Source organism: Isoptericola sp. b408, from assembly GCF_030588085.1.
GTDB classification, from domain to species: Bacteria; Actinomycetota; Actinomycetes; order Actinomycetales; family Cellulomonadaceae; genus Isoptericola; species Isoptericola sediminis.
In genome coordinates this window covers 72,804-96,827 of the sequence record NZ_JAUQYQ010000001.1, presented here as the reverse complement: position 1 = coordinate 96,827, position 24,024 = coordinate 72,804, and the positions used below count along the sequence as shown (strand labels likewise).

At 74.3% G+C, this 24,024-nt stretch carries 24 protein-coding genes; 11 read left to right on the top strand and 13 right to left on the bottom strand.

From position 1 onward, the window contains the following. Positions 1–71: 71 nt before the first annotated feature. A complete protein-coding gene (locus Q6347_RS00435; RefSeq protein ID WP_304604708.1) occupies positions 72–875 on the bottom strand; it encodes an ABC transporter permease in 804 nt (267 codons plus the stop codon). After that, positions 872–1,771, bottom strand: coding sequence for an ABC transporter ATP-binding protein (locus tag Q6347_RS00430; RefSeq protein ID WP_304606325.1), 900 nt, complete (start codon positions 1,769–1,771; stop codon positions 872–874). Before Q6347_RS00430 ends, Q6347_RS00435 begins: the two co-directional genes overlap by 4 nt. Positions 1,772–1,902: 131 nt before the next feature. Here Q6347_RS00430 and Q6347_RS00425 point away from each other — a divergent pair, with 131 nt between their 5' ends. Further along, entirely contained in the window at positions 1,903–3,201 is a 1,299-nt protein-coding gene (locus Q6347_RS00425) for a sensor histidine kinase (RefSeq protein WP_304606324.1), read from the top strand. Beyond that, positions 3,198–3,869, top strand: a complete 672-nt coding sequence (locus Q6347_RS00420) for a response regulator transcription factor (protein ID WP_304606323.1) — start codon at positions 3,198–3,200, stop codon at positions 3,867–3,869. The genes Q6347_RS00425 and Q6347_RS00420 overlap by 4 nt, the downstream gene beginning before the upstream one ends. A 259-nt stretch (positions 3,870–4,128) precedes the next feature. Here Q6347_RS00420 and Q6347_RS00415 read toward each other — a convergent pair whose 3' ends face one another. Then, the gene (locus Q6347_RS00415) at positions 4,129–4,497 is read right to left on the bottom strand and encodes a helix-turn-helix transcriptional regulator (RefSeq protein WP_304606322.1); all 369 of its coding nucleotides are present in this window, start codon (positions 4,495–4,497) and stop codon (positions 4,129–4,131) included. Between the two features lie 130 nt (positions 4,498–4,627). Next, positions 4,628–5,413, bottom strand: coding sequence for a deoxyribonuclease IV (locus Q6347_RS00410; protein ID WP_304606321.1), 786 nt, complete (start codon positions 5,411–5,413; stop codon positions 4,628–4,630). Positions 5,414–5,534: 121 nt separating this feature from the next. Between Q6347_RS00410 and Q6347_RS00405 the strand changes: the two genes are divergently transcribed. Next, entirely contained in the window at positions 5,535–5,768 is a 234-nt protein-coding gene (locus Q6347_RS00405; RefSeq protein WP_304606320.1) for a hypothetical protein, read from the top strand. A gap of 30 nt (positions 5,769–5,798) precedes the next feature. On the opposite strand, the gene Q6347_RS00400 is transcribed toward Q6347_RS00405, so the two are convergent. Next, complete coding sequence (locus tag Q6347_RS00400) at positions 5,799–6,389, bottom strand: hypothetical protein (RefSeq protein WP_304604702.1); 591 nt, start codon at positions 6,387–6,389, stop codon at positions 5,799–5,801. Between the two features lie 157 nt (positions 6,390–6,546). On the opposite strand from Q6347_RS00400, the gene Q6347_RS00395 reads away from it, so the two are divergent. From Q6347_RS00395 to Q6347_RS00380, 4 genes are all read left to right on the top strand, one after another. Then, complete coding sequence (locus tag Q6347_RS00395; protein WP_304606319.1) at positions 6,547–7,227, top strand: YceI family protein; 681 nt, start codon at positions 6,547–6,549, stop codon at positions 7,225–7,227. 5 nt (positions 7,228–7,232) lie between these two features. Further along, positions 7,233–7,736, top strand: coding sequence for a sigma-70 family RNA polymerase sigma factor (locus Q6347_RS00390; protein WP_171246200.1), 504 nt, complete (start codon positions 7,233–7,235; stop codon positions 7,734–7,736). After that, positions 7,733–8,449: an anti-sigma factor gene (locus Q6347_RS00385; protein ID WP_304606318.1), complete on the top strand. Its 717-nt coding sequence runs from the start codon at positions 7,733–7,735 to the stop codon at positions 8,447–8,449. The genes Q6347_RS00390 and Q6347_RS00385 overlap by 4 nt, the downstream gene beginning before the upstream one ends. 143 nt (positions 8,450–8,592) lie before the next feature. Continuing rightward, entirely contained in the window at positions 8,593–11,247 is a 2,655-nt protein-coding gene (locus tag Q6347_RS00380; RefSeq protein ID WP_304604795.1) for a phosphoenolpyruvate carboxylase, read from the top strand. Between the two features lie 78 nt (positions 11,248–11,325). Here the strand turns inward: Q6347_RS00380 and Q6347_RS00375 are convergent, their stop codons facing one another. Together Q6347_RS00375 and Q6347_RS00370 are read right to left on the bottom strand one after the other, a co-directional pair. Then, the gene (locus Q6347_RS00375; RefSeq protein ID WP_304604699.1) at positions 11,326–12,090 is read right to left on the bottom strand and encodes a VOC family protein; all 765 of its coding nucleotides are present in this window, start codon (positions 12,088–12,090) and stop codon (positions 11,326–11,328) included. A gap of 44 nt (positions 12,091–12,134) precedes the next feature. Continuing rightward, positions 12,135–13,097 carry a 5'-3' exonuclease gene (locus Q6347_RS00370; RefSeq protein WP_304606317.1) on the bottom strand — a complete coding sequence of 321 codons (963 nt, stop codon included), beginning with the start codon at positions 13,095–13,097 and terminating at the stop codon, positions 12,135–12,137. A gap of 103 nt (positions 13,098–13,200) precedes the next feature. Here Q6347_RS00370 and Q6347_RS00365 point away from each other — a divergent pair, with 103 nt between their 5' ends. Beyond that, positions 13,201–13,752 carry a hypothetical protein gene (locus Q6347_RS00365; protein WP_304606316.1) on the top strand — a complete coding sequence of 184 codons (552 nt, stop codon included), beginning with the start codon at positions 13,201–13,203 and terminating at the stop codon, positions 13,750–13,752. Between the two features lie 112 nt (positions 13,753–13,864). Here Q6347_RS00365 and crcB read toward each other — a convergent pair whose 3' ends face one another. The 4 genes from crcB to Q6347_RS00345 are packed head-to-tail and all read right to left on the bottom strand — an operon-like array spanning position 13,865 to position 18,150. Next, complete coding sequence (gene crcB / locus Q6347_RS00360; protein WP_304606315.1) at positions 13,865–14,251, bottom strand: fluoride efflux transporter CrcB; 387 nt, start codon at positions 14,249–14,251, stop codon at positions 13,865–13,867. Beyond that, positions 14,248–14,703, bottom strand: coding sequence for a CrcB family protein (locus tag Q6347_RS00355; protein ID WP_304606314.1), 456 nt, complete (start codon positions 14,701–14,703; stop codon positions 14,248–14,250). Before Q6347_RS00355 ends, crcB begins: the two co-directional genes overlap by 4 nt. Positions 14,704–14,758: 55 nt before the next feature. After that, positions 14,759–15,760: a sigma-70 family RNA polymerase sigma factor gene (locus tag Q6347_RS00350; RefSeq protein WP_304606313.1), complete on the bottom strand. Its 1,002-nt coding sequence runs from the start codon at positions 15,758–15,760 to the stop codon at positions 14,759–14,761. Positions 15,761–15,804: 44 nt separating this feature from the next. Beyond that, positions 15,805–18,150 (bottom strand): SpoIIE family protein phosphatase, encoded by a 2,346-nt coding sequence (locus Q6347_RS00345; RefSeq protein WP_304604693.1) that lies wholly within the window; start codon positions 18,148–18,150, stop codon positions 15,805–15,807. Between the two features lie 152 nt (positions 18,151–18,302). Here Q6347_RS00345 and Q6347_RS00340 point away from each other — a divergent pair, with 152 nt between their 5' ends. Both Q6347_RS00340 and Q6347_RS00335 read left to right on the top strand, forming a co-directional pair. Further along, positions 18,303–18,995 carry a hypothetical protein gene (locus tag Q6347_RS00340; protein WP_304606312.1) on the top strand — a complete coding sequence of 231 codons (693 nt, stop codon included), beginning with the start codon at positions 18,303–18,305 and terminating at the stop codon, positions 18,993–18,995. A gap of 64 nt (positions 18,996–19,059) precedes the next feature. Then, complete coding sequence (locus Q6347_RS00335) at positions 19,060–20,259, top strand: MalY/PatB family protein (protein ID WP_304606311.1); 1,200 nt, start codon at positions 19,060–19,062, stop codon at positions 20,257–20,259. 21 nt (positions 20,260–20,280) lie between these two features. On the opposite strand, the gene Q6347_RS00330 is transcribed toward Q6347_RS00335, so the two are convergent. Then, entirely contained in the window at positions 20,281–21,363 is a 1,083-nt protein-coding gene (locus tag Q6347_RS00330; protein WP_304604690.1) for a M15 family metallopeptidase, read from the bottom strand. A 37-nt stretch (positions 21,364–21,400) separates the two neighbouring features. Between Q6347_RS00330 and Q6347_RS00325 the strand changes: the two genes are divergently transcribed. Then, positions 21,401–23,407 (top strand): penicillin-binding transpeptidase domain-containing protein, encoded by a 2,007-nt coding sequence (locus Q6347_RS00325; protein WP_304606310.1) that lies wholly within the window; start codon positions 21,401–21,403, stop codon positions 23,405–23,407. 42 nt (positions 23,408–23,449) lie between these two features. Here the strand turns inward: Q6347_RS00325 and Q6347_RS00320 are convergent, their stop codons facing one another. Next, positions 23,450–23,908, bottom strand: coding sequence for a hypothetical protein (locus Q6347_RS00320; protein ID WP_304604688.1), 459 nt, complete (start codon positions 23,906–23,908; stop codon positions 23,450–23,452). Positions 23,909–24,024 lie beyond the last annotated feature (116 nt).

Sequence of the window (24,024 nt, the reverse complement as noted above, 5' to 3'; positions counted from 1 at the left end):
CGCCCGCCCGTCCGGGCGGACGGAGCGGACGGCCCGGCCGCCGTCGTGCCGGCACCCCGGCGGCCTGCGGGTCAGGTGGTCTTGACCTCCCCGCGCTGCACGCGCCAGGTGCCGAGCGCCAGGGGCAGGCCGACCCAGATCGCCGCCGACGTCGCGAGCTGCGCCCACTCGGTGCCGCCCAGCGACCCGCCCGTGATCAGCGGGACGGAGGACGTGGAGAGGTCGAGCCAGGGCCACACGTCGGACCAGGAGGTCAGGAGCATCGTGATCGCCCCGACGATGGAGGGCACCGCGAGGTACACCACGATCGCGGCCGGGGTGCTCTGCAGCGCCAGGCCGAACGCGACGCCCTGGACCATCCACAGCACGATCATCAGGGCCATGCCGGCCGTCATCGCGCCGAGTCCCCAGTCCGGCGAGGCGTCGCGCAGCATGACCACCCCGACGTGGGCGACAGCGGCGATCCCCACCGCCACGACGAAGAACGCCAGCCCGGAGCCGACGGCGGTCAGCAGCTTGGCCCCGACGACGCGTCCGCGGCGTGGCTCGAGCGTGAACGTGGTCAGCGCCGTGCGCTGCGACCACTCGGCCGTCGTGGCCAGGATGGCGACGATCGGCAGCAGCATGGCCAGGGGCGTGGAGGTGGTCGAGACGAACGTCTCGAACGACACGTCGCCGTCACCGACCAGGGCCGTCACGGTGACGACGCCGGCCGTCAGCAGCGCGATGATGACGAACAGCCACCGCACGGCCCGGGTGTCGAGCTGCTTGCGCCACTCGACCAGCGTCAGGCGGGAGAAGGGGACGGGGCGGATCTCGGCCGCGGTGCGGGCACCGGTGCGGCGGGTGGTCCGGGTCTGGTCGACGGCGGTCATGCCGACACCTCCTCTCGGGCGTCCGCGGCGGTGAGCTCGAGGAACAGCTCCTCCAGCCCGCGGGAGTCGGCGGGGCGCAGCTCGGTCACGAGGACCCCCGCGCCAGCAGCGGTCCGTGCCACGGTCTCGGCGTCCGCCGCGACGGACAGCCCGCCGTGGACGCCCGCCTCGACGTCGACGCCGGCGCGGCGCAGCTCGGCGGCCAGGGCCTGGTCGTCCAGCGAGCGGACCACCACGCCGGCCGCGCGGAGCAGCTCGTCCTTGGTGCCCTCGGCCACGACCCGGCCGCGGCCGATGACGACGAGCCGGTCGGCGACCTGCTCGATCTCGGACAGCAGGTGGCTGGACAGCAGCACGGTGCCCCCGTCGCGCGCGAAGTCGCGCAGCAGGTCACGCATCCAGCGGATGCCGGCGGGGTCGAGGCCGTTGGCGGGCTCGTCGAGGATCAGGACGTCGGGGTCCCCGAGCAGCGCGGTCGCGAGGCCGAGCCGCTGCCGCATCCCCAGGGAGTAGGTGCGTACCCGGCGTCCGGCCTCGGCGGGGGTGAGCCCCACGGTGTCGAGGACCTCGTCGACGCGCCGACGCTCCACCCCGGTCAGCAGGGCGGCCAGCACCAGCGTCTCGCGGCCGGTGCGCCCGGCGTGCTGGGCGGAGGCGTCCAGCAGGACGCCGACCCGGCGGCCAGGGTTGGCGAGCGCGGCGAAGGGCTTGCCGAGGATCCGTGTCGCCCCGCTCGTGGGCGGGGTCAGGCCCGTCATCATGCGCATGGCGGTGGACTTGCCGGCGCCGTTCGGGCCGAGGAATCCGGTCACGAGGCCCGGTTCGGCGGTGAACGACACGTCGTCCACGGCCAGGACGGGCCCGTACCTCTTGGTCAGGTGCTCCACGGTGATCATGGCCCCACCCTCGCGCGCGGCGCCGGAGCAGCACATCGCCCGTGGGGAGGGTCCGTGTCGTCCCGTGGGAGGGTTCGGGCTCATCCCTTCGGCTGATGCCCCGGCGTCCCCGGTGCGCCTAGGCTCGTAGGGTGCCCGCCCCGCCCGTCGACCCCTACCGGTACTCCTCGGCCGACCGCCCGGCACCGGGGGTCGCGGGACCGGCCCCGACCGCGCCGCCGACCGCTGCGCGGTGGCGCCGCGTGTGGGGCGAGGCCTGGCGGCTGCTGGCGGCCTTCGCGGTGAGCATGCTCGTCGCCGGCACGGTCGCGTGGGAGGTGGAGACCGGCCAGCGCGAGTCCACGCCCGACCTCCTCGCCCTGGACATCTCCGTGGGACTGCTCTGCTTCGGTCTGGTGCTGCTGCGCCGCCGGTTCCCGACGACCGTCGCGCTGCTGATCGCGGCGGCGTCGACGGTCTCGGTGTTCTCCTCGGGTCCCCTGGCGCTCGCGGTGGTCTCGCTCGCGACGCACCGGCGCTGGTGGCGCATCGGCCTGGTCGGGGCGGTGTTCGTCGTGGGTGGGTGGGTCTACGGGGTGCTGTACCCGGTCGGCGACGGCATGACCTGGGTCTTCGACGTCGGCAGCGGCATCGGTGCGTACGCGCTGATGATCTGGATCGGCGCGTACGTCGGGTTGCGGCGGGAGCACCTCGCCGAGCTGCACGAGCGGGTGGCGACGGCGGAACGTGAGCAGGCGAGCCGGGTCGCCCAGGCGCGGGCGAACGAGCGGGCGCGGATCGCGCGGGAGATGCACGACGTGCTCGCCCATCGCATGTCCCTGGTGGCGATGCACGCCGGCGCGCTCGCGTATCGCAGCGACCTGCCACCGGAGAAGGTCGCCGAGACCGCGGGACTGGTCCGGGACAGCGCCCACGAGGCGCTCGGCGAGCTGCGCGAGGTGCTCGGGGTGCTGCGCGGGCTGGACGGGCCCGGCGCTCCCGGGCAGGCCGGTGGCACCCCAGGGGTCCCGGTCGACCGGCCCGAGAGACCGCAGCCGACGCTCGCCGACGTGGCGGACCTGGCGCGGGCGACCGGGGAGGCGGGGACGGCCGTCCGGGTCGTCGACGAGACGGACGAGGCCGCCCGGTTGCCGACCACGACGTCGCGCACCGCCTACCGGATCGTGCAGGAGGCGCTGACCAACGCGCGCAAGCACGCGGCGCACATGCCGGCGACGGTCCTGCTGCGGGGTGGTCCCGGCCGGGGACTGTCCATCACGGTGTCGAACCCGACGCCGGCGACGGAACCTGCGACCGCTGCCGACATCCCGCCGTCGGGCCTCGGACTGCTCGGTCTGGTCGAGCGTGCCGAGCTCGCGGGCGGTTCCCTCACGACGCACGAGGCTGACGGCGGGTTCACGGTGCGGGCCTGGCTACCGTGGTCGTCATGACCGACACGATCTCGGTGGTGGTGGTGGACGACGACCCTCTGGTGCGAGCCGGGTTGGGGCTGATCCTCGGCGGAGCGCCCGAGGTGCGCGTCGTCGGGGACGCGGACGACGGGGACGCGGGGGTCGAGCTGGTGCGACGGGTCCGGCCCGACGTGGTGCTGATGGACATCCGCATGCCTCGCGTCGACGGGATCGAGGCGACGCGGCAGCTGGCCGCGGCCGACGCGATGCCGCGGGTGATCGTGCTGACCACGTTCGACACGGACGACATGGTGCTGCGTGCGCTGCGCGCCGGAGCGGCGGGGTTCCTGCTCAAGGACACGCCACCGGACCAGCTGGTCGCCGCGGTGCGGGCGGCTGCGGCCGGCGAGCCGACGCTGTCGCCGTCGGTGACGGCCCAGCTCATCGACCAGGTCTCGGGGGGTGCGGCCGCGGAGTCGGAGGCCGGCCGCCGGGCGGCGCGACGCCGGCTGGAGACGCTCACCGACCGGGAGCGCGAGGTCGCCGCGGAGCTGGCCCGGGGGCTGTCCAACGCCGAGATCGCCGGTGAGCTGTACCTGAGCGTGCCCACGGTGAAGACGCACGTCTCGCGGATCCTCGACAAGCTGGCGGCGGGGAACCGGGTGCAGGCAGCCATCGCCGTGCACGACGCCGGACTCGCCCCGTAGCCCGTCAGAGGTCTCGTCTCCTCGAATCCCCGGCTCGACCCGGTTCGCCGTCGCCGGCGGGTTGTCGTTCTGCGTGGTGTCAGCAGGGCCTGAGTCGTGACGTCCGCGCGGTCGCGGATCACGCATGGCGTGAGAGTCGCGCAGTGCATGATCCCGGCACGCCAAGGCGTCGGCATGCCCGCGGTGCGCACCCCCCCGAACAAGACATCCAACCGCTGGCGGCTGCCGGAGACCGGGGCCACCGGTCCGCCGAACCGACCTACCAGGCCTGGATGCCGCGGGGCCGGGGCGCCTCGGTGACCAGGTCGACGACGCGACAGCCGAAGAGCTGGGCCAGCGTCCCGATCTCGTCCAGGGACCAGGCGACCCGGCCGCGGAATCGTGCCGAGACCGCCGTCCGTGACAGTCCGACGGCGGCCGCGAGGTCCTGCTGGGACATGCCACGACGGGCCGCCTCGAGCCGGACGGCGCCGGCGGCCACCATCGCGAGCCCGTCGTGCGCGACGCGGGGCGGGAGCCGACGGCGTGGCGGACGGGCGAGCTCGAGATCACCGTCGGGTCCTGCTTCGGCGTCGTCGAGGTCGACCATCGGCTCCAGGTCAGGGGGTGGCACGGGAAGACGTCGCATCGGGTCAGGGTGGACGGGTGCCATCGCACCGGTCGTCCGTCGTCCCCGACGGCGCGGGCGGACCGTCACTGTCCACAGGTCGTGCGTCGTGCTCGGGGCCGCTCATGGAGCGCGGAGGCGCTCGTGACGCTCAGAGGCGCTCGCGCAGCCAGGTGATGTCGGTCCCGACGTCGCCCTTCGTCTCGCACACCACGGGTGCCCCGGCGGCACGGATCACCGCGAGCAGCAGCTCCTCCGGGATCTCCCCGGCCCCGAAGTTCGTGTGCCGGTCCGCCCCGGACCCGGCGGCGTCGCGGGAGTCGTTGGCGTGCACGAGGTCGACGCGGCCGGTGATCGACCGGATGTCGTCCACCACACTGGACAGGTCGAGCCCGCCGGCCCAGGCGTGGCAGGTGTCGAGCGTGAACCCCACCTCGACGTCGCTGTCGGCCTGCTGCACCGCGGCCCAGAGCTGCTCGATCCGGTCGAGCCGGCGCGCCATCGAGTGGTCGCCCCCGGCCGTGTTCTCGATCAGCACCGGCACGTCCGTCTTCAGGGACTCGATCGCCTTGCGCCAGTTGTCGAAGCCCTTGGCCGGGTCGTCCTGCGCGGTGACGTGGCCGCCGTGCACGACGACGCCCTTCGCCCCGATCTCCCCGGCCCCGGTCATGATCTGCTGCAGGAGCTTGCGGCTCGGGATCCGGATGCGGTTGTTCGTCGAGGCCACGTTGATGACGTAGGGGGCGTGCACGACGACGTCGACACCGGCCTCCGCCGTCGCGGTCCGGAAGGCCTCGGCCCCGCCCGGGTACTCCAGCGGCGGCACCTTCCACGCCTGCGGGTCGGACAGGAACACCTGCACGACGTCGGCGCCCATGGTGCGGGCCTCGGTCACGGCGTCGGCGAGGCCGACGTGGGCACCGATCTTCACGCTCATGGTCACCACCCTAGGCGGGCGGTCCGACGACGGGGTGCGATCTGGGCCCCCACCAGCATCGACGCGGGCGTCTCACGACGCTAGGTTGGCGCTGACGGTCGATCGCCACGGAGGAGTTCCGATGGATATGTCGTACGCGCTGGCCCTGCTCCTCGTGCTCGGCGCCCTGGCGGTGGTGGCCGCGGTGGTGCTGGTCATCGTCCTGGTGGCGCGGGGTGCCGACCGGTCGTCCGCGACCTCGAGCGGTCCGTCGCTCGAGGACCGGCTGGCGGAGGTGGACAGGCTCCACGAGGCCGGCCGCGTCACCGACACCGAGCGCGACGAGGTCCGCGCCCGTCTCCTCGGCACCCTGTGACCCGGCCGGCCGGGAGCGTCACCGCACCGGTCAGTACCCGCCACCGCCCTCGGTGACGGCGGACCCGTCCGGGGCCACGACCCACCAGACGTCGTTGACCCCCTGGCCGGAGACCTCGCCCGGGGCGGCGTCGTTGGCGAACAGGTACACGGGACGGCCGTCCAGGGTCACCTGGAGCTCGCCGTCGTTGCCGGTGATGGTGCCGACCTCCGCGGTCACGCCCTCGACCTCGGGCTCCTCGGACCCGGCGTGCACCGGGGGCCACGCGGCCAGGCAGTCGCCCTCGCACGCGCTCGTCCCGGAACCCGGCTCGTCGTTGTCGAAGAAGTAGACGGTCATTCCCACGCCGTCGACGACGATCTCGCCCAGCTCGCTGTCGGCGGTGCCGAGCACCGGCCCCATGGAGTCGTCGTCCATGTCCTCGGACTCCGACTCCATGTCCTCGGACTCCGTGTCCTCCGACTCCATGTCGTCGGACTCGGTCGCCTCCTCCTCGCCGGTCGTCGCCTCGGTCGCAGTCTCCTGCGCAGCGGGCTCCTCCTGCGTGGAACACGCCGTCACGGCGGCGAGCGCCGCGACGGCCGAGATCGCCACCGTGGTCGTCCTGGTGATGCGTCGCATGGTCACTCCTCGTGTCGGTCCGTCACCCCGTACGACGGGACCGACCGCTCCGGGGTTCACCGTGGGGTGAACCTCCGGGGGCCGTGTCCCGTCGTACGGGGTACGGGCGCGTCGGGGGCCGGCGGCCCGTCCAGGGCGAGACGAGGAGGTGGGCAGCGTGCGGGCAGGGGCCACGGCGGCGATCGTCGCCGGAGCGGTGGTCGTGGTGGGCGCGACGGCGGTGATCGCCGGCCCGGGACTGTACGCGGACTGGGCCAACCGGTCGGCGGCGGACGCCCCGTCGGTCACCAGCACGGCGACGGAGGTCGACCCGGCCGACCTGGACGGCGAGTGGACGGTCGCGACCGGGTCGTTCGCGGGCTACCGCGTGCACGAGGTCCTGCGCGGTGAGGACGTGACGGTCACCGGGCGTACGGACCCGGCGTCGTCGGACGTGACGGGCACGGTGACGGTCGCCGACGGCAGCGTCACGGCTGCCGAGGTGGTCGTGCGGGTCGAGGCGATCGCCACCGACCAGGCGCCGCGGGACGCGTACTTCCGCGCTAGCGTCATGGACGTGGACACGTTCCCGACGGCCACCTTCGAGCTCACGGCGCCCGTGGTGCTCGACCCGGGCGGGCGCGACGTCGAGCTGACCGGTGACCTCACGCTGCGCGACGTGACCCGGGAGGTCACCGTCCCCGCGCAGGTCGCCGCCTCCGCCGACGGTGCGCAGGTGGCGGGCAGCGTCCCGGTGACCTTCACCGACTTCGGCATCGAGGCGCCGTCGCTCGGCTTCGTGGAGGTGGACGAGGAGGGGGCCGTTGAGTTCTCCCTCGAGCTGGTCCCGGCGGGGTGACGTCCGTGGCCACCGATGACCAGCTCCTCACGGCGATCCACACCGAGCACGCCGCGGACCTCCACCGGTACGTGACCCGGCTGGTGCGCGACCCCGGCGAGGCCCAGGACGTCGTCCAGGAGGCGCTGCTGCGGCTGTGGAGGCATCCCGACGTGCTCGAGCGCCCCGAGGAGTCGGTCCGTGCCTGGTTGTTCACGGTCGCGCGGCACCTCGTCGTCGACCAGGCCCGCAGCGCGCGTCGTCGCCGCGAGCGCACGACCGACCAGGTGCCCGAGATCCCGGAGCCGGACGCGACCCAGGCGGTGCTGGACGCCTGGCTGGTCGCCGACGCGCTGTCCGGGCTCTCCGCGGACCATCGTGCCGTCGTCGTCGGCGCCTACTACGGCGGCCGCACCGTGGCGGAGCTGGCTGTCGAGCACGGCGTGCCGCCGGGCACCGTCAAGTCGCGCCTGCACTACGCGTTGCGCGCCCTGCGGCTCGCCCTGCAGGAGAGAGGAGTGACGTCATGACCGCCTCTGGCGGACGGACCGGGTCGCCGCCGGACCCCTACGTCGACTGGGACGCCGCCTACGTCCTGGGTTCCCTGGGCCCGGCGGAGCGGCGCGAGTTCGAGGCGCACCTGGCCGGCTGCGCCGACTGCCGGGCCGCCGTCGCCGAGCTCGCCGGGATGCCCGGTCTGCTGGCGGGACTCCCCGCCGGCGAGGCCGTCGCGCAGCTCGAGGACGGTGCCGCGGCCGACGGTGACGCCGTGCCGATCACGGCGCTGGCCCGCCGCGCCCGCCGGTCCCGCCTGCGTCGCCGGTCCGTCGGGGCGGTGGCGGCCGCCGCGCTCGCCGTGGCCGGGGTGCTGACCGGCCTGACCCTCGACGCGGCGCCGCCCGACGGGGGAGCGGTCGTGGAGGCGGCGGACGTCGAGGTCCGGCTCGCCCCGGTGGGCTCGGCCGACGTCACGGCCTCGGTGGCGGCCACCTCCCGGCCCTGGGGAACCCTGCTGCACTGGAGCTGCGAGTACCCGGCTGTGGCCGGGTCCTACGGGGACCTGTCCTACGAGCTCGTGCTCGTGGACAGCTCCGGGGCGCGCCAGGTCGTGGCGACGTGGGCGGCCGTCGGGGAGTCGGCCCGTGGCCTGCAGGCGTCGTCGGCGCTGCCGCTGGAGGACGTCGTGCGGGTCGAGATCGCCGTCGCCGGGCGCCCCGACCCGCTCGCCTCGGCCGACGTCTGACGACCCCCGTCCCTCGCGACCGCCTGGCGGACGCCAACTATGTCCCAAGCGAGGTTCCGCTTAGTCTGAAGCGCGTGAGCGACAACTACGGACACCAGAGCCCGACCACGGGCGCGATCGAGCGTGTGGTCGCCCGTCACGAGATGCCGGACCCGCTGCGTGACGACATCCGGCTGCTCGGCGGACTCCTCGGGGACGTCCTGCGCGAGGCGGGCGGGCAGGACCTGCTCGACGACGTCGAGCGCCTGCGCGAGCTGACGATCCGCGCCTACGGCGTGGACGACGGCGGCGCCGCGCTGGCCGAGGCCTCGGACGTCGTCGCGGGGTACTCGCTGGAGCGGGCCGAGCAGGTCGCGCGCGCCTTCACGTGCTACTTCCACCTGGCCAACCTGGCCGAGGAGTACCACCGCGTGCGCGTGCTGCGGCAGCGCGAGGCCGAGTCCGGCGCGGCGATCGAGGAGTCGCTGCCGGCGGCCTTCACCCGGCTGACCGAGGAGGTCGGACGCGAGGAGGCGCTGCGCCGCCTGTCCGAGCTCGAGTTCCGGCCGGTGCTGACCGCCCACCCGACGGAGGCCCGTCGTCGGGCCGTGTCGGGCGCGGTCCGACGGATCTCCGACCTGCTGGCCGACCGCGACACCGTCGAGCTCGGCGGGACCTCGCGCTCGGAGAACGAGCGCCGGCTGATCGCCGAGATCGACACGATGTGGCGCACCTCGCCGATCCGCGCGTCGAAGCCGACGGTCCTCGACGAGGTCAAGACCGCCATGGGCGTCTTCGACGCGACGCTGTTCGAGATCTACCCCGAGGTCTACCGGCGCCTGGACGACTGGCTGCTCGACGGCGACGCGGGACGCACCGAGCCCCTCGCCAAGCCCTTCGTCTACCTGGGTTCCTGGATCGGCGGCGACCGCGACGGCAACCCGAACGTCACCGCCGAGGTGACCCGGCAGGCGGCCACGCTGGCCGCCGAGCACGCGCTGACCGCCCTGGAGCAGGCGGCACGGGCGACCGGGCGCAAGCTCACCCTCGAGGAGGCGACCACCCCGGCCTCCGACGGGCTCAAGGCGCTGTGGCAGCGGATGCGCCAGCTCTCGGAGGGGCTGGCCGCCCAGGCCGCCGCCGAGTCCCCGAACGAGCCGCACCGCGCCGCCGTGCTCGCGATCGCCGGCCGGATCGGCGCGACCCGCGCCCGCGACGCGGACCTCGCCTACCGCGAGCCGGCCGAGCTCGAAGCGGACCTGGCGATCGTGCAGAGCTCGCTGGTCGAGGCCGGTGCCAACCGGGCCGCGTACGGCGACCTGCAGCGACTGCTGTGGCAGGTGCAGAGCTTCGGGTTCCACCTGGCCGAGATCGAGGTGCGCCAGCACTCCCAGGTACACGCCGCCGCTCTGGAGGAGATCCACGACAAGGGCGTGCACGGCGAGCTGTCGGACCGCACCCGCGAGGTGCTGGACACGTTCCGCGCCCTCGGTGCCGTGCAGAAGCGCTTCGGCCAGCGGGCCGCGCGCCGCTACATCGTGTCCTTCACCCAGGCGCCCGAGCACATGGCGGCTGTGTACGAGCTCGCCGCGCTGGCGTTCGACGGCGCCGACGACGCACCCGTCGTCGACGCGATCCCGCTGTTCGAGACCTTCGCCGACCTGGAGAACTCGGTCGACATCCTCGAAGCGATGCTCGAGATGCCGCAGGTGCAGCAGCGGCTGGCCGAGAACGGTCGCCGGGTGGAGGTCATGCTCGGCTACTCCGACTCGTCCAAGGACGTCGGTCCGGTCGCGGCGACGCTGGCGCTGCACTCGGCGCAGTCGCGCATCGCGCAGTGGGCGCAGCGCCACGACATCACCCTGACGCTGTTCCACGGCCGGGGCGGTGCCCTCGGCCGCGGCGGCGGTCCGGCGAACCGCGCGGTGCTCGCGCAGCCGCCGCACTCGGTGGACGGCCGGTTCAAGCTCACCGAGCAGGGTGAGGTCATCCTGGCCCGCTACGGCAACCCGACGATCGCGGCCCGGCACATCGAGCAGGTGGCGGCGGCGACGCTGCTCGCCTCGGCCCCGTCGACCGAGAAGCGCAACGCGGAGGCCACCGAGCGGTTCTCCGAGCTCGCGGCGGCGCTCGACGCGACGTCGCGCGCCCGGTTCCACGAGCTCGTGCAGTCCGAGGGCTTCCCGCAGTGGTTCGCCGAGGTGACGCCGCTCGAGGAGGTCGGCCTGCTGCCGATCGGGTCGCGGCCGGCCAAGCGCGGCCTGTCGGTCAACTCGCTGGACGACCTGCGAGCGATCCCGTGGGTGTTCTCGTGGTCGCAGGCGCGGATCAACCTCGCCGGCTGGTACGGCCTGGGCACGGCGCTGCGCGAGTACGGCGACCTGGACGAGCTCCGGGCCGCCTACCGCGAGTGGCCGCTGTTCACCACGCTGCTCGACAACATCGAGATGTCCCTGGCGAAGGCCGACGAGCGGATCGCCCGGATGTACCTCGACCTCGGCGACCGGGACGACCTGGCCGAGATGGTCCTGACCGAGATGCACCGCACCTACGAGTGGGTGCTCAAGGTGACCGGCAACCAGTGGCCGCTGGCCAGCCGCCGCGTGCTCGGGCGCGCCGTCCAGCTCCGCTCGCCGTACGTCGACGCGCTGTCGTTGCTGCAGGTCCGCGCGCTGCGGGCGCTGCGCACGCAGGGTGCCAGCGAGGGCCTGACGGTGGACGACGGCGAGTGGGTCGACGGCGGGTACAAGGACCGCTGGCGGCACCTGCTGCTGCTCACCGTCAACGGCGTCTCCGCGGGCCTGCAGAACACCGGCTGACCAGGCACGACACGGCTCCCGTCGGCGCTCCGGCGCCGGCGGGAGCCGTCGTGCGCCGCGGACCCGCCGGGGCCGTGCTCAGGCGGTGAGGATGCGGAAGGCCGCTCCGTCCGGGTCGGTGACCTCGGCCATGCGTCCGTAGGGCGTCACGACCGGCTCGCCGTGCACCGTCCCGCCGAGGTCGACCGCGCGCGCCGCCGCGGCGTCGACGTCGACGGCGCCGAGGTAGACCACCCAGGACGACCGGCCGTCGTCCCCGAGCGGCGCGGCGGCGTCGAAGAGCCCGGCCACGGCGGCGTCCCCCGCCCCGTGGGTCGCGTAGCGGAAGGCGTCGTCGTCGGCCATCACGTGCACGTCCCAGCCGAGGGCGTCGCGGTAGAACGGCAACGCCGCCTCGTAGTCGCTGGTCCACAGCTCGAACCAGCACGGGGCGCCGGGTTCGGCCAGGCGGGTGAAGCCGGGGTGGCCCGCGGCCTGCCAGAACCCGATCGGCCCGCCGGTCGGGTCGGTGGCGAACAGGTAGCGGCCCATCCCCGGGACGTCCTGCGGCGGGACGTCGACGGTCCCCCCGAGCGCCCCGATGCGACCCGCGACGCCGTCGGCGTCCGTCGTCCACAGGTACACGTGCCAGCCCGGCGTCTGCTCGTCGGCCTGCAGGGGTGCGACCCCGGCGACGGGCGACCCGCCGTGGATGAACTGACCGTAGTGGCCGAAGTGCTCGCCGAGGTCCCGGTGCTCCCAGCCGAAGAGGCCGGTGTAGAAGGCGACCGCCGCGTCGAGGTCGTGGGTCGCCAGGTCCATCCAGCCGGGCGCTCCCTCGGGCAGGCTCTCCACAGCGGGCATCTCGCGGGCTCCGTTCCGGCGTGGTGGTGGACGGTCACAGACGATCACGCCTGCAGGGCGCTCACCACCCGGTGCACGCTCGAGCCGATGCCCCACCGCTCCGCCAAGGTCTCGAGGGCGGCGGGGTCGGCGGGCTCGTTCGGCAGGGAGTCGTCGAAGGGCTCCAGCGGGGCGTCGTGGGCCACGCGGACGACGTCGGGGGCCACCGCGAGGTAGTCGGCCGCCGCGGCGATCTTCGTCCGCTGCGACGGCGTGACGCCCTTCTCCCCGGCGGCCGCGGCCGCGAGGATCCGGTCCAGCGTCCCGAACGTCGCGAGCAGCTTCGCGGCCGTCTTCTCCCCGATCCCGGCGACCCCGGGCAGACCGTCCGACGGGTCGCCGCGCAGCACCGCCATCTCGGCGTACGCGGTGCCGGTCGGCACGCCGTACTTCTCGGCCAGCCGGGCCTGGTCCACGACGTCCGGGTCGCGCACGCCGCGGGCCGGGTAGAGCACGGCCACCCCGGCGGCGTCGTCGACGAGCTGGAAGAGGTCACGGTCGCCGGTCACGATCCCGACCCGCGGCCCGTCGTCCTCGGGGTCCGCCGGGCGGGTGACCTCCCGGGCCACGAGCGTGCCGATGACGTCGTCGGCCTCGTAGCCGGGCGAGCCGACGCGAGCGATGCCGAGCGCGGCCAGCACGTCGACGATGACGGGGATCTGTGCGCGCAGGTCCTCGGGCATCTCCTCGACGTCAGGGCCTTCCTGGCGCAGCTCGGCGACGCGGTGCTCCTTGTAGCTGCCGATCGCCTCGACCCGGAACGCCGGACGCCAGTCGTCGTCCCAGCAGGCCACCACGCGGTCGGGCCGGTGCTCGGTGATCAGGAACGCGATCATGTCGAGCAGGCCGCGGACCGCGTTGACGGGCCGGCCGTCGGGGGAGCGCAGGGAGTCCGGCATGCCGAAGTAGGCGCGGAAGTACAGGGACGCGGTGTCGAGCAAGAGCAACTTCTCTGGTCGAGAGTCCATCTCGTCAGCGTATCCAGGCGAAGCACCGCCACCAGCGGCGGGTGTCGGCGATGATCGGCCGCCGGCGATCAGGGACCTGTTCTGAAGAGTAGGCTCTGAAGCCGTGTCCGAAGCCGCTGTGCCCCTCGCGGTGCTCGGCACGCGCTGGGAAGAGTCCGAGCGCTGGGACGTGAGGTGGAGAGGGTTTCTGTGGCGGCGCGCTGAGCCGATCCCGTTGAGCCCGGTGAGGTTCCTTGACTGGACGGTCGACGGAGCGCCACTGCGGGACCGGCTCGCCCTTTTGTACGGTGCGCCGTGCACGGACATCACCTTTCTGACCGAGGGCTCCCGAGGTGATGCGTTCGCGGTCGAGAGTCTCCGCGCGCTCGTTCTGGAGAACGAGTCCGGGGTCGAACCGTGGGTGCAGTTCACCGATGGCAGAGCGGGCGTGCTGTTCTGTCCGCAGTGCGGCGACCTGGCGTGCGGCGCTGTGAGCGCGGACGTTCGGGTCACAGCATCCGCCGTCGAGTGGCGCGACATCGCGTATCAGGACGGAATCAGTGAGGCGATTCAGATCGATGAGGTCCCCGCGTTCACGCTCCGATTCGACCGTGCCCAGTATGAGGCGACCGTGCGGGGGCTTCTGATGCAGTGGAGCAGTCCCAGCGACGCCTAGTCCGAGGCCCCGGGTACAGCGACGCGGTGTCGAGCAGGAGCAGGCGCATGGGGTCAGCCTTCCACCTCGGCGGCATCCGGGTCGTCCACAGGCCTGTGCACCGGCGAGCCGGTCATCCGAGGACGGCCGCCATGAGCCCCAGACCGCCGGCGACGGCGAGCACCGAGACCCCGAGCGTGCTCAGGGCGTGCACCACGGCCCGGGCGGGCCGGCCGCCGCGCAGCATCGTGGCGGTCTCGACGATCGAGGTCGAGAACGTGGTGAAGCCGCCGCAGACACCGACGGCGAGGAGCAGCTCCCCGGGAGACGCGTCGCCGGAGAACACGAACCAGCCCGTGACGAGGCCGATCAGGAGCGAGCCCAGGACGTTGACGATCCAGGTGCCCCAGGGGAAGCCGTCCGGCCGCCGCGCCTTGACGGTGTCCGCCAGCCAGAACCGGGCGGCGGCGCCGACGCCTCCGCCGATGCCGACGAGCAGCGCGCCCAGCAGCCCGCTCATCGGCCCTCCTCGGGGTGGAGCAGCCGTCCGAAGGTGCTGCGCGACGTCCGCAGGCCCAGGAGGATCCCGAGCAGCGCCGCGAGCGTGCCGAGGACCAGCGTCGCCGCGACATAGGCGACGGCGAGGGGCCAGGCGCCGTCACCGGTGAGCGCGGTGGCCTCCAGCGCCAGGGCGGAGTAGGTGGTGAATCCGCCCAGCAGCCCGGTGCCGAGGAACAGCCGGACCCGGCGAAGCCGGGGCGTCTCCAGCCCGCGGCGCGCGACCGCCTCCAGCAGCCAGCCGAGCAGGAACGCGCCGAGCACGTTGACCGCCAGGGTCGCCCAGGGCCAGCCGCCGGACCCGGGCGGCAGGGCCAGGCTCACGCCGTAGCGGGCGACGGACCCGACGGCTCCGCCGGCGGCGACCAGCGCGACGAGGCGGACGTCGCGGTGCGGGTGTCGGTCGGGGGCCACGGTGCCCATCCTGCGTGCCGCCCCACCCCGCGGTCCACCGGCCCCGCAGGAGAGGTCAGGCGGTCGCGGGCGGCAGACGGTCCGGCAGCCCGAACCGGGGGAACCACGTGGCCGTGTCCAGGAACGTCGTGATCCCGGTGACGCGGCCCGCGCCGTCGTCCTCCAGCACCACCAGCCCCCAGGGTGTCCAGCCGCCGTCGGGGGACGCCCGGTACTGCCCGAACGCCATGGACCCGTTGGCGTGCACCCGCAGGCACCGCGACCCCCGGCAGCCGTGCCCGGGCCCGACCATCCAGCGCACGATCTCGTGCGGACCGTGGACCCACAGGGTGTAGGGGGGCATGTTGAGCACGGCGTCGTCGTGCAGCAGCGCGACCAGGGCGTCCATGTCGTAGCGCTCGAAGGCGTCGAGGTACCGCCCGAGCAGCGCCTCGTCGACCTGCCCCCGGCCCTCGGCGTCCCGGGAGAGGTTCTTCGACCCGAGCGTGGCGCGCGCCCGCTGGAGCGCGCTGTTCACCGAGGCCACGGTGGTGTCCAGCAGGGACGCCGTCTCGGCCGCCGACCAGCGCAGCACCTCGCGCAGCACCAGCACGGCCCGCTGCCGGGGCGGCAGGTGCTGCAGCGCCGCCACGAACGCCAGCCGCACGGACTCCCGGCCCACGGCCATGTCCGCGGGGTCACCCTCGCGCGGCAGCACGGCGTCGTCCGCGACGGGTTCGACCCAGCGGTCCTCGGCCAGGGTGTCGCCGAAGTTCTCGATCTCGGCCGGCTGCGGTGCGCCGATCCCCATGGGGCGTTCCCGGCGCTTCGCCGACCCGAGGTGGTCGAAGCACACGTTGGTGGCGATCCGGTACAGCCACGAGCGCAGCGAGGAGCGCCCCTCGAACCGGTCGTAGGCGCGCCAGGCGCGCAGCATCGTCTCCTGCACGGCGTCGTCCGCGTCGGCGGCACCGCCGAGCAGCCGGTAGCAGTAGCCGGTCAGCTCGCGGCGATAGGTCTCGAACTTCTCCTCGATCGCCGACGAGGCGCCGGCCTCGGGGGAGGCCGTCTGTGTCATGCCTCACACGGTAGGTCGGCCCTCCGACACCCGCGCGCAGAGGGTCAGGTGCGCCGGCGCCGGGCCTCGTCGCGCGTCCACGGCAGCACGCGCTCGACCAGCGGGACCGAGCTCGTGCTCGGCGACTGGCGGCGGACGACGGGCACCACGCCGGTCAGCGGCCGGGCCGACCGGTCGATCTCGAACCAGACCGTCTTGCCCTCGCCCTGGGCACCGTGGCGACCGACCGCGGCGTCCGGCAGGTGCTGCTCCACGCCCCAGCGGGAGGCCAGGCGTTCCATGAACTGCACCCCGCGGCCCGACAGGTCCTGCGGCGTCGGTGCCTGCAGGACGGGCCGCCGCGTGCAGCCGTCGCGGACCGCGACCCGCAGCCGCGTCGCGTCGACCTCGACGGTGACGACGATCGGACCCCTGCCGTGCTCCAGCGCGTTGGTGAGGATCTCGCTCGAGAGCAGCATCGCGGTGCGGCGCTGCTCGGCGTCGACGCTGCACGACTCCAGCACGTCGTCCACCCACCGGCGGGCCGGCCCGAGGTCGCTGAGGTCCTCGTGCGCGACCTTGCGCTCCGCCGTGGCGGGTCCGGCGGCGGACGGCGGGCCGGACGGGGCGGGGACACGGGCGCGGGCCACGAGCACGGCGACGTCGTCGCGCTGGGCGCGGCCGACCAGCCGGCGCACCAGCGCGCGCGGGAGCGCCGCGGTGGCCTCCCCGTGCACGTCCGCCAGGGCCTTCTTCAGCTCGGCCATCCGGTCGCCGAGCGGTACGCCGCGCCGTTCCACCAGCCCGTCGGTGTAGAGCACGAGGGTGTCGCCGGGGAGCAGCCGGTCGACGTGGTCGCGGCGTCGCACCCCCGGGTCGACACCCAGGAGCATGTCCGGGCGGGCCTCGAGCTCCTCGACCGAACCGTCCCGCCGCAGCACCAGGGGCGGGGGATGACCGGCGTCGGACCAGGTCAGGGTGTAGCCGCGTTCCGGGGTCCCGTCGGGACCGGTGTCGCCGCGGGGCTCGGCGTCGTGGTCGAGCCGCACGACGACGGCGGTGGCCATCGCGTGCAGCCCGAGCTGGCTGTCCGCCCGGTCCAGCCGGGACAGCAGGGCCGCCGGTGACTCGTCGTGGCTCCAGGCCAGCACCCGCAGCATGGACCGGAGCTGGCCCATCTGCGCCGCCGCGTTGACGTCGTGCCCGGCCACGTCCCCGATCGACAGGACGGCGGCCCCGTCCTCGTGGACGACCGCGTCGTACCAGTCGCCGCCGACCTGGTCCGTGCGGGCGGCCGGGGCGTAGGTCGTGGCGATGTCGAGGTGCGCGACCGCGGGCGGGTCGGTCAGCAACGACTCCTGGAGCGTGGTGGCCACCCGTCGGCGGGCCTCGAGCAGCGCGACCCGTTCCAGGGCCATCGCCACGTACCGCGTCACCGTGGTCTCCAGGGCGGCGGTGGCGGCGTCGTGGTCACGCTCGTCGGCCCAGACGCACACGACCACGCCGACGACGTCGTCGTCGGCGATGATCGGCAGGAACGATCGGGCGCCGGTCGAGGTCAGGCCGAGGCCGGCCATGGCCGGGTAGGCGGCGATCATCTCCTGGTGGTCCCGGTAGAAGCGGGTGCGCTGCTCCCTCACGGCGGCGACGTCCGGGCGGGGCGCGTCGAGGCGCAGGTTGCGCATCTGGTCGGGGAACCCGGGCTCCTGGTGGCCGACGGTGACGTAGCGCAGGTGCCGGCGGTCGGCGTCGACGAGGGCCAGGGAGCACCACCGCGCCCCCATCCCGGCGCCGACCACCTGCGCGATGGTCTCCTCGATCTCCTCGATGGTGGTCACGCCCGCGAAGCGTTCGGACAGGCCGAGCAGGAACTGGGCGCGCTGGTGGGCACGGAAGGCCACCTGCTCGGCGCGTCGGGCCCGCTCCCGCTCGGCGCGCAGCCGCAGCTCGCCCGTGCACGAGGCCGCCAGGTCGGACAGGGTGGCCAGGTCGGCGTCGGTCCAGTCCCGGCGGTGCTCGGACAGGGCCCAGAGGGCTCCGACGACCTCGCCGCGGCTGTCCTCGACGGGGTAGCCCGCCAGGGCACGCACCCCCATCTCGGCGATCATCCCGCGACCGGCGACGAGCGGTTCGTCCGCGACGTCGGGGACGATCAGCGGCGTGCGGGTCTCGGCGACGATGCGTGTCGCCGGCCGATCGAGGCGGTAGACACGGCTCCGCTGGACCTCCTCGGGCAGGCCGACGGCCCCGGGAAGGTACTGGACGTCGTCGCCCCCGAGCACGATGAAGGACGCCGCCTGCACGTCGAGCGTGCGACGGGCGATCCGCACGATCCGGTCGAAAACCTCGTCGGCGGGGGAATCTCCGGGAGCGCCTTGGGTCAGCGAACCCAGGACCTGGGTCTCGGGCACGGTCCCAGTATGGCCCTGATCACGGCGTCGGCCGCACACCGTCCGGGCCACGTCGGTGATCCGTCCCGGGCACCGGGTGACGACTTCCCGTTGCGATCTACGTCACACCGCGCGCACACTGGAGCAAGGACCAAGACGGGGGTGGCACCGTGGTGGGAACCGCTGGAACGTTCGACGCACTGCCCATGCTGGGCCGTGGCAAGCACCGCAACCCGAAGAAGGGCGCCTGCTTCATGGAGCTGGCGTCGTTCCTCGCCGGGGAGCGCTGGAGTGATCATCCCCAGTGCACCCATCCGCTGCTGGCGATGCTGGCGCGCGCCGTCAACGACCTGACGTCCGACCATCACCGGCCCCGGCTGGCGCCGATGATCCCGTCGGTGATCGGGCTCAACAGCGACGACCCGCACTGGGACGTGCGCATCGCCCTGCGAGCCGCCCAGACCGCTCTGCCCGTCGCACCGGCCGACCGTCAGCAGACCCTCGCGGTGGCGGTCTACGGGGCCGAACGGATGCTGGACGTCCTCGACGCCCGGCCGGAGGGGACCATGTCGCCGGAGAGCGTCGCGGCGCTGGCCACCGTCCCGAAGACCGCCGAGTGGGCCCGTCGGTTCTGCGCCGGCACGCACGTGAAGCCGAAGCGGTTCGTGCGCGACGCGGCGCCGTCCGTCGTCTCCACGGCCGTCCAGGGCATCAGCGAGTCCTTCCTGCCCGACGTCGACGCCCGGCTGCGCGCCCTGCTCGCGGACACGATCGCCGACGCCCGCCGCTGGTCCGGTCTCCAGGAGGCCGGCGAGTCGCTCCGGCAGGACCAGTGGGCGGACGTCGTCCGTCCCGCCACGGTGTGAGCCACCGGGCCGCGGTGTGACCGGAGGAACTGCCGACGTCCGCGTCGTCTGCTAGACCGGGGACGTGATCGACACCAGCGTCAGCCCGCTCGACCGGCTCTCCCTCGACGACCTGCGCCGTCGTACCTCGGTGAAGTGGACCGCCTATCCCGAGGACGTGCTGCCGATGTTCGTCGCCGAGATGGACGTGCCGCAGGCGCCGTTCGTCGTCGACGCGGTGACCCGTGCCCTCGAGGTGGGTGACACCGGGTACGACCGCGGCACCACCTACGCGGACGCGCTCGTGCCGTTCGCGCAGCGCCGCTGGGGCTGGACCCCCGACGCGTCCACGAGCCGCACGCTGCCCGACGTCATGGTCGCCGTCACGGAGATCCTGCGGGTGCTCACCGCCCCGGGCGACGCCGTCGTCGTCACCCCGCCCGTCTACCCGCCGTTCTACGGGTACACGCGCAACGAGGGGCGCCGGGTCGTCGAGGCACCCCTGACCGACGCCGGCCGTCTGGACCCGACGACGCTCGAGGCCGCGTTCCGCGAGGCGACCGGTGGGGGACCCGCCAGCGGGCGACCCGGGTCGGGGCGGCGTGCCGTGCTGCTGCTGTGCAGCCCGCACAACCCGACCGGCACGGTCCACACCCGCGACGAGCTCGAGACGGTGCTCGACCTCGCCGGACGGTACGGCGTGCGCGTCGTGGCGGACGAGATCCACGCGCCGTTCACGGTCGCCGACCTGACCGACGGCGGCACGCCGTTCACGCCGCTGCTGAGCGTGCCCGGCAGCGAGAGCGCGATCGCCGTGCACTCGGCGTCCAAGGCGTTCAACCTCGCCGGTCTGCGGGCCGCGACGGCGCTGGCGGGGCCCGACGCCGTGGCCGACCTGCGCCGCGTCCCCGAGGAGGCCGGGCACGCCGTCAACCACCTCGCGGTGCTGGCGCACGCCGCCGCGTACACCGAGGGCGACGCATGGCTCGACGCCCTGCGCGCCGGGATCGTGCGCAACCGGGAGCTCGCGACGCGGCTGCTGGCGGAGCACGCCCCCGCGGTCCGGGTCCACCCGGCCGAGGGCACCTACCTGATGTGGCTGGACGTGCGCGACGCCGTCCCGGCCGGGGTCGACCCGCACCGGCACGTGCTGCGCACCGCGAAGGTGGCGCTCGGCGACGGACGGGACTTCGGTGCCGGTGGTGACGGGTTCCTGCGGCTCAACCTCGCCACCTCCGTCGACATCCTCACCGAGGCGGTGGAGCGGCTCGGCCGGGCGTTCTGATCCGGTGCCCGCCCGCCGCCGTCACGCCACGCCGAAGGCCTCCTCGAGCGTCGTGCCCGTGCGGTGCACGTAGGTGGCGAGGTCCTCGCCGACGTACCGCAGGTGCCACGGCTCGGCGTCGTAGCCGGTGATCTCCTCGCCGCCGGCCGGGTACCGCACCACGTAGCCGTAGCGCCACGCGTTCGCGGCGACCCAGTCCGACGACGGGGTCCCGCCGAACCGCGTGAAGTCGACACCCGCCTCGGTGACGTCGACCGCCCAGCCGGTCTGGTGCTCCGAGTGGCCGCTGCGGGCGGAGAACCGGTCCGCCCCCGACGTGCCGTGCTGCGCGGCGTACCGGCCGAAGAGGTCCTCCTGGTAGTCGGCGGACCGGAAGCCGGAGACGAGCACGAGCTCGCGGCCCGTGGCCGCGTCCGCGTCCGCGGCGAGCCGTTCGATCGCGCGGGCGGCCGCCGGCACCAGCCGGACGTCCCCGGCCTGGCCCGGGCCCTCGGGACGGACCAGGCGCTCCGGCTCGTAGCCCGCCGGGCGCACGGGGCGGTCCTTGGTCACCAGCACCGTCGGGAGGGTCGGGTCGTCGGTGGCCTCCCAGGTGACCGTGACCTCCTTGACCGCGCTCGTGGCCGCCGCGGCCGTGGCGGTCGCGGACGCCTGCAGCCGCCACCGCGTGGTCGGCGCGTGGCGCCAGTGCCGCGTGAGGGCGACCCGCGCGACGTCGGCGCCGCCGTGGTCCAGCGTCAGCGTGCTCCGCGTGAGCCACTCGCCGTCGACCCGTTGCTGCAGCGCGAGCCGTCGCCCCTGGGCCGGTGCGACCAGGACCCCGTCGGCGGACGGCTGGTCGGCGGTCCGGCGCGCGTCGGTGTCCCACCCGACGAACGAGGTCGTCCCGGCCCCGGAGTCCTCGCGCCCCCGCGTCGAGCGGGAGGCCGCCGTGGGGGTGGGCTGCGCCGCCGGCGCTCCGTCGGCGAGAGTGCTCGTCGTGCCTCCCGTCAGGTCGGGGGACGACGCCGTCCCGGCGACCGTCCCGGCGGCGAGCGCCGTGGCGACGAGGACCGTCCGGGCGAGACGGGACGACCGCCGAGGCGGGACGAATCGGGAGTTCACGACCGCAGCGTGCCAGACGGGACGCTACGCTCGCCACGTGCGCCGTCGGACATCGTTCGCCCTGACCGTCCTGCTGACGTCCGCCGTGCTCGCCGCGGCCGGGTGCACGGGCCCCGAGCGGCCCGCGCCCGACGACACCGCGGAGGCGCTGGCGGACGGTCTGGCGCGCCAGGACCTGTCGGCGCTGACGCTGGTGTCCGACACCAGCGCCATCCCGCAGCAGCAGCTCACGGAGGTCGTGGAACCGCTCGTCGCCGCGGCCGGCGACGGCGACGCCGTGCCGGACGTGACCGTCGCGGAGGTGGTCGAGGCCACGACCGAGGAGGACGAGCCACCCCGTGCGTCCGTGCGGCTCGCCTGGAGCTGGCCGCTCGCCGCGGGGCACACCTGGGACTACACCACCGAGACCGAGATGGTCTGGGCCCCGCCGCCGGAGGACTCCGAGGAACCCGGCACGTGGGAGGTGCGCTGGGGGCCCGACGTCATCGTGCCCGGCCTCGCCGGCGGGGAGCGTCTCGAGCTGGAGGTGCTGGCGCCCGACCGCGGCGACCTCCTGGACGTGCGCGGCGAGCCGTTGGTCACCGCGCGCGACGTGTGGCGCATCGGCATCGACAAGACCTTCCTCGAGCCGGAGGAGTACGAGCAGCAGGCGACGGAGCTGGCCGAGCTCGTCGGCCTGGATCCCGCGGCCTACGCGGCGCGGGTCGAGGGTGCCGGCGACAAGGCGTACGTCGAGGCGATCACGATCCGCCAGGACCGCAAGACCTCGGGGGTGTCGTTCACCGCACGCGACGCACGGTCGATCGCCGGCGTCAACGTGCTGGCGGACACGATGGAGCTCGCCCCGACGTCGTCCTTCGCCCGGCCGATCCTGGGCCGCGCCGGCGAGGCGACGGCCGAGATCATCGAGGAGTCCGACGGCGCCGTGCAGCGGGGGGACGTCGTCGGTCTGTCCGGTCTGCAGCGCGACTACGACGCCGTGCTCACCGGGACCGACGGTCTGGCGGTCCACGTGGTCGCGGGCGAGGACGGCGAGGTGCTGCGCGACGCCTACCGCGTGGAGGGCGTCGACGGCGCGGACGTCGCGACGACCTTCGACCCGGACCTGCAGGTCCTGGCCGAGAAGGTCCTCGCCGACGTCGAGCCGGCCAGCGCGATCGTGGCGGTCCGGCCGTCGACCGGGGAGGTCCTGGCCGCGGCCAGCGGCCCGGGCGGCGCGGGCTGGTCGACGGCCACGCTGGGGCAGTACGCGCCGGGCTCGACCTTCAAGGTGGCCACGGCGCTGTCGTTGATGCGCTCCGGCGTCTTCCCCGAGGACACGGTCCGGTGCCCGCGCCGCATCACCGTCGACGGGCGCACGTACGAGAACGTCCCGGGCTACCCGCAGGAGGCGACCGGTGAGGTGACGCTGCGCACGGCGTTCGCCCACTCGTGCAACACCGCCATGATCGGCGCGGGCGCGGAGGTCCGGCAGGCGGACCTGGCGGCCGCGGCCGTCGACCTCGGTCTCGGCGAGCCGGCGGTGGGCGCCCCGGCCTTCCTCGGCGCGGTCCCGACCGAGGCGTCGGCCACCGGGCACGCGGAGGCGCTCATCGGTCAGGGCAAGGTGCTGGCCTCGCCGCTGGGGATGGCCACGGTGGCGGCGTCGGTGGCGGCGGGCGAGCGGGTCGAACCGTTCCTGGTCCGCCCGGTCGAGGGCGAGGACGACGGCAGCGCGTCACCGTCGCCGTCGGCCGAGGACGCCACGGCGGAGCCGGCCGAGGAACCGGCCGGGACCGCCGACGGGCTCGGCGCGTCCGAGGCCGCCGACCTGCAGGACCTCATGGGTGCCGTGGTGTCCGACGGCAGCGCCTCGGAGCTGGCCGACGTCCCCGGCGTGACCGGCGCGAAGACCGGGACCGCCCAGTACGGCGACGGGTCCCAGCAGCACGCGTGGATGCTGGCGATCGCGGACGACCTCGCGGTCGCGGTGTTCGTCGAGGACGGCGAGTTCGGCTCCACGACGGCGGGACCGCTGATGGGGAGGTTCCTCACCGGCCGCTGAGTCCGGCCGTCCGGCGGGGGGCGGTCCGCGACCGCCGGGCCGTCACTCGGGGATCGTGAACCCGTCGTCCTGGCACATCGCCTCGAGCGAGGCGACGGCCTCCGCGACGTCGTCCGGGTCGGCCGGCGTGCCGGCGAGCGCCTCGTCGAACGGGGTCTTGATCGCCTTCAGCATCGCGACGGGGCCGTTGTCCGCGTAGCGGATCCGGGAGTCGAGCCGGTAGCTGATGATGGAGAACGCCTCGCGGCTCTCCTCGGTCAGCGGCTGGTCGAGCTCGGCGGCCCAGCTGTCGACGCGGTGGTCGATCGAGAGGTCGTCCCCGCCGTAGTAGCCGCTGCACGTGGTCTGGACGCGGGTGAGGGCTTCCGTCTCCGACGAGGCCTCCGGGGCGGAGGACGACCCGGACGACCCGGACGCCGGCGAGACCGTGTCGGGCCCGGCGCACGCCGTGAGCAGGAGGGCAACGGAGACGACCGCGGTCGCGGCGTGGAGGGTTCGCATGGGAACGATTCGACACGGATCGGGCCCGACCAGGCAACTTCCTCCGGGTGTTTGTCGCGTGTCTCACAGCGGGCCCGGGCGGGACGGTCCGGGACCTCCCGCCCGGGCGCTCGCGG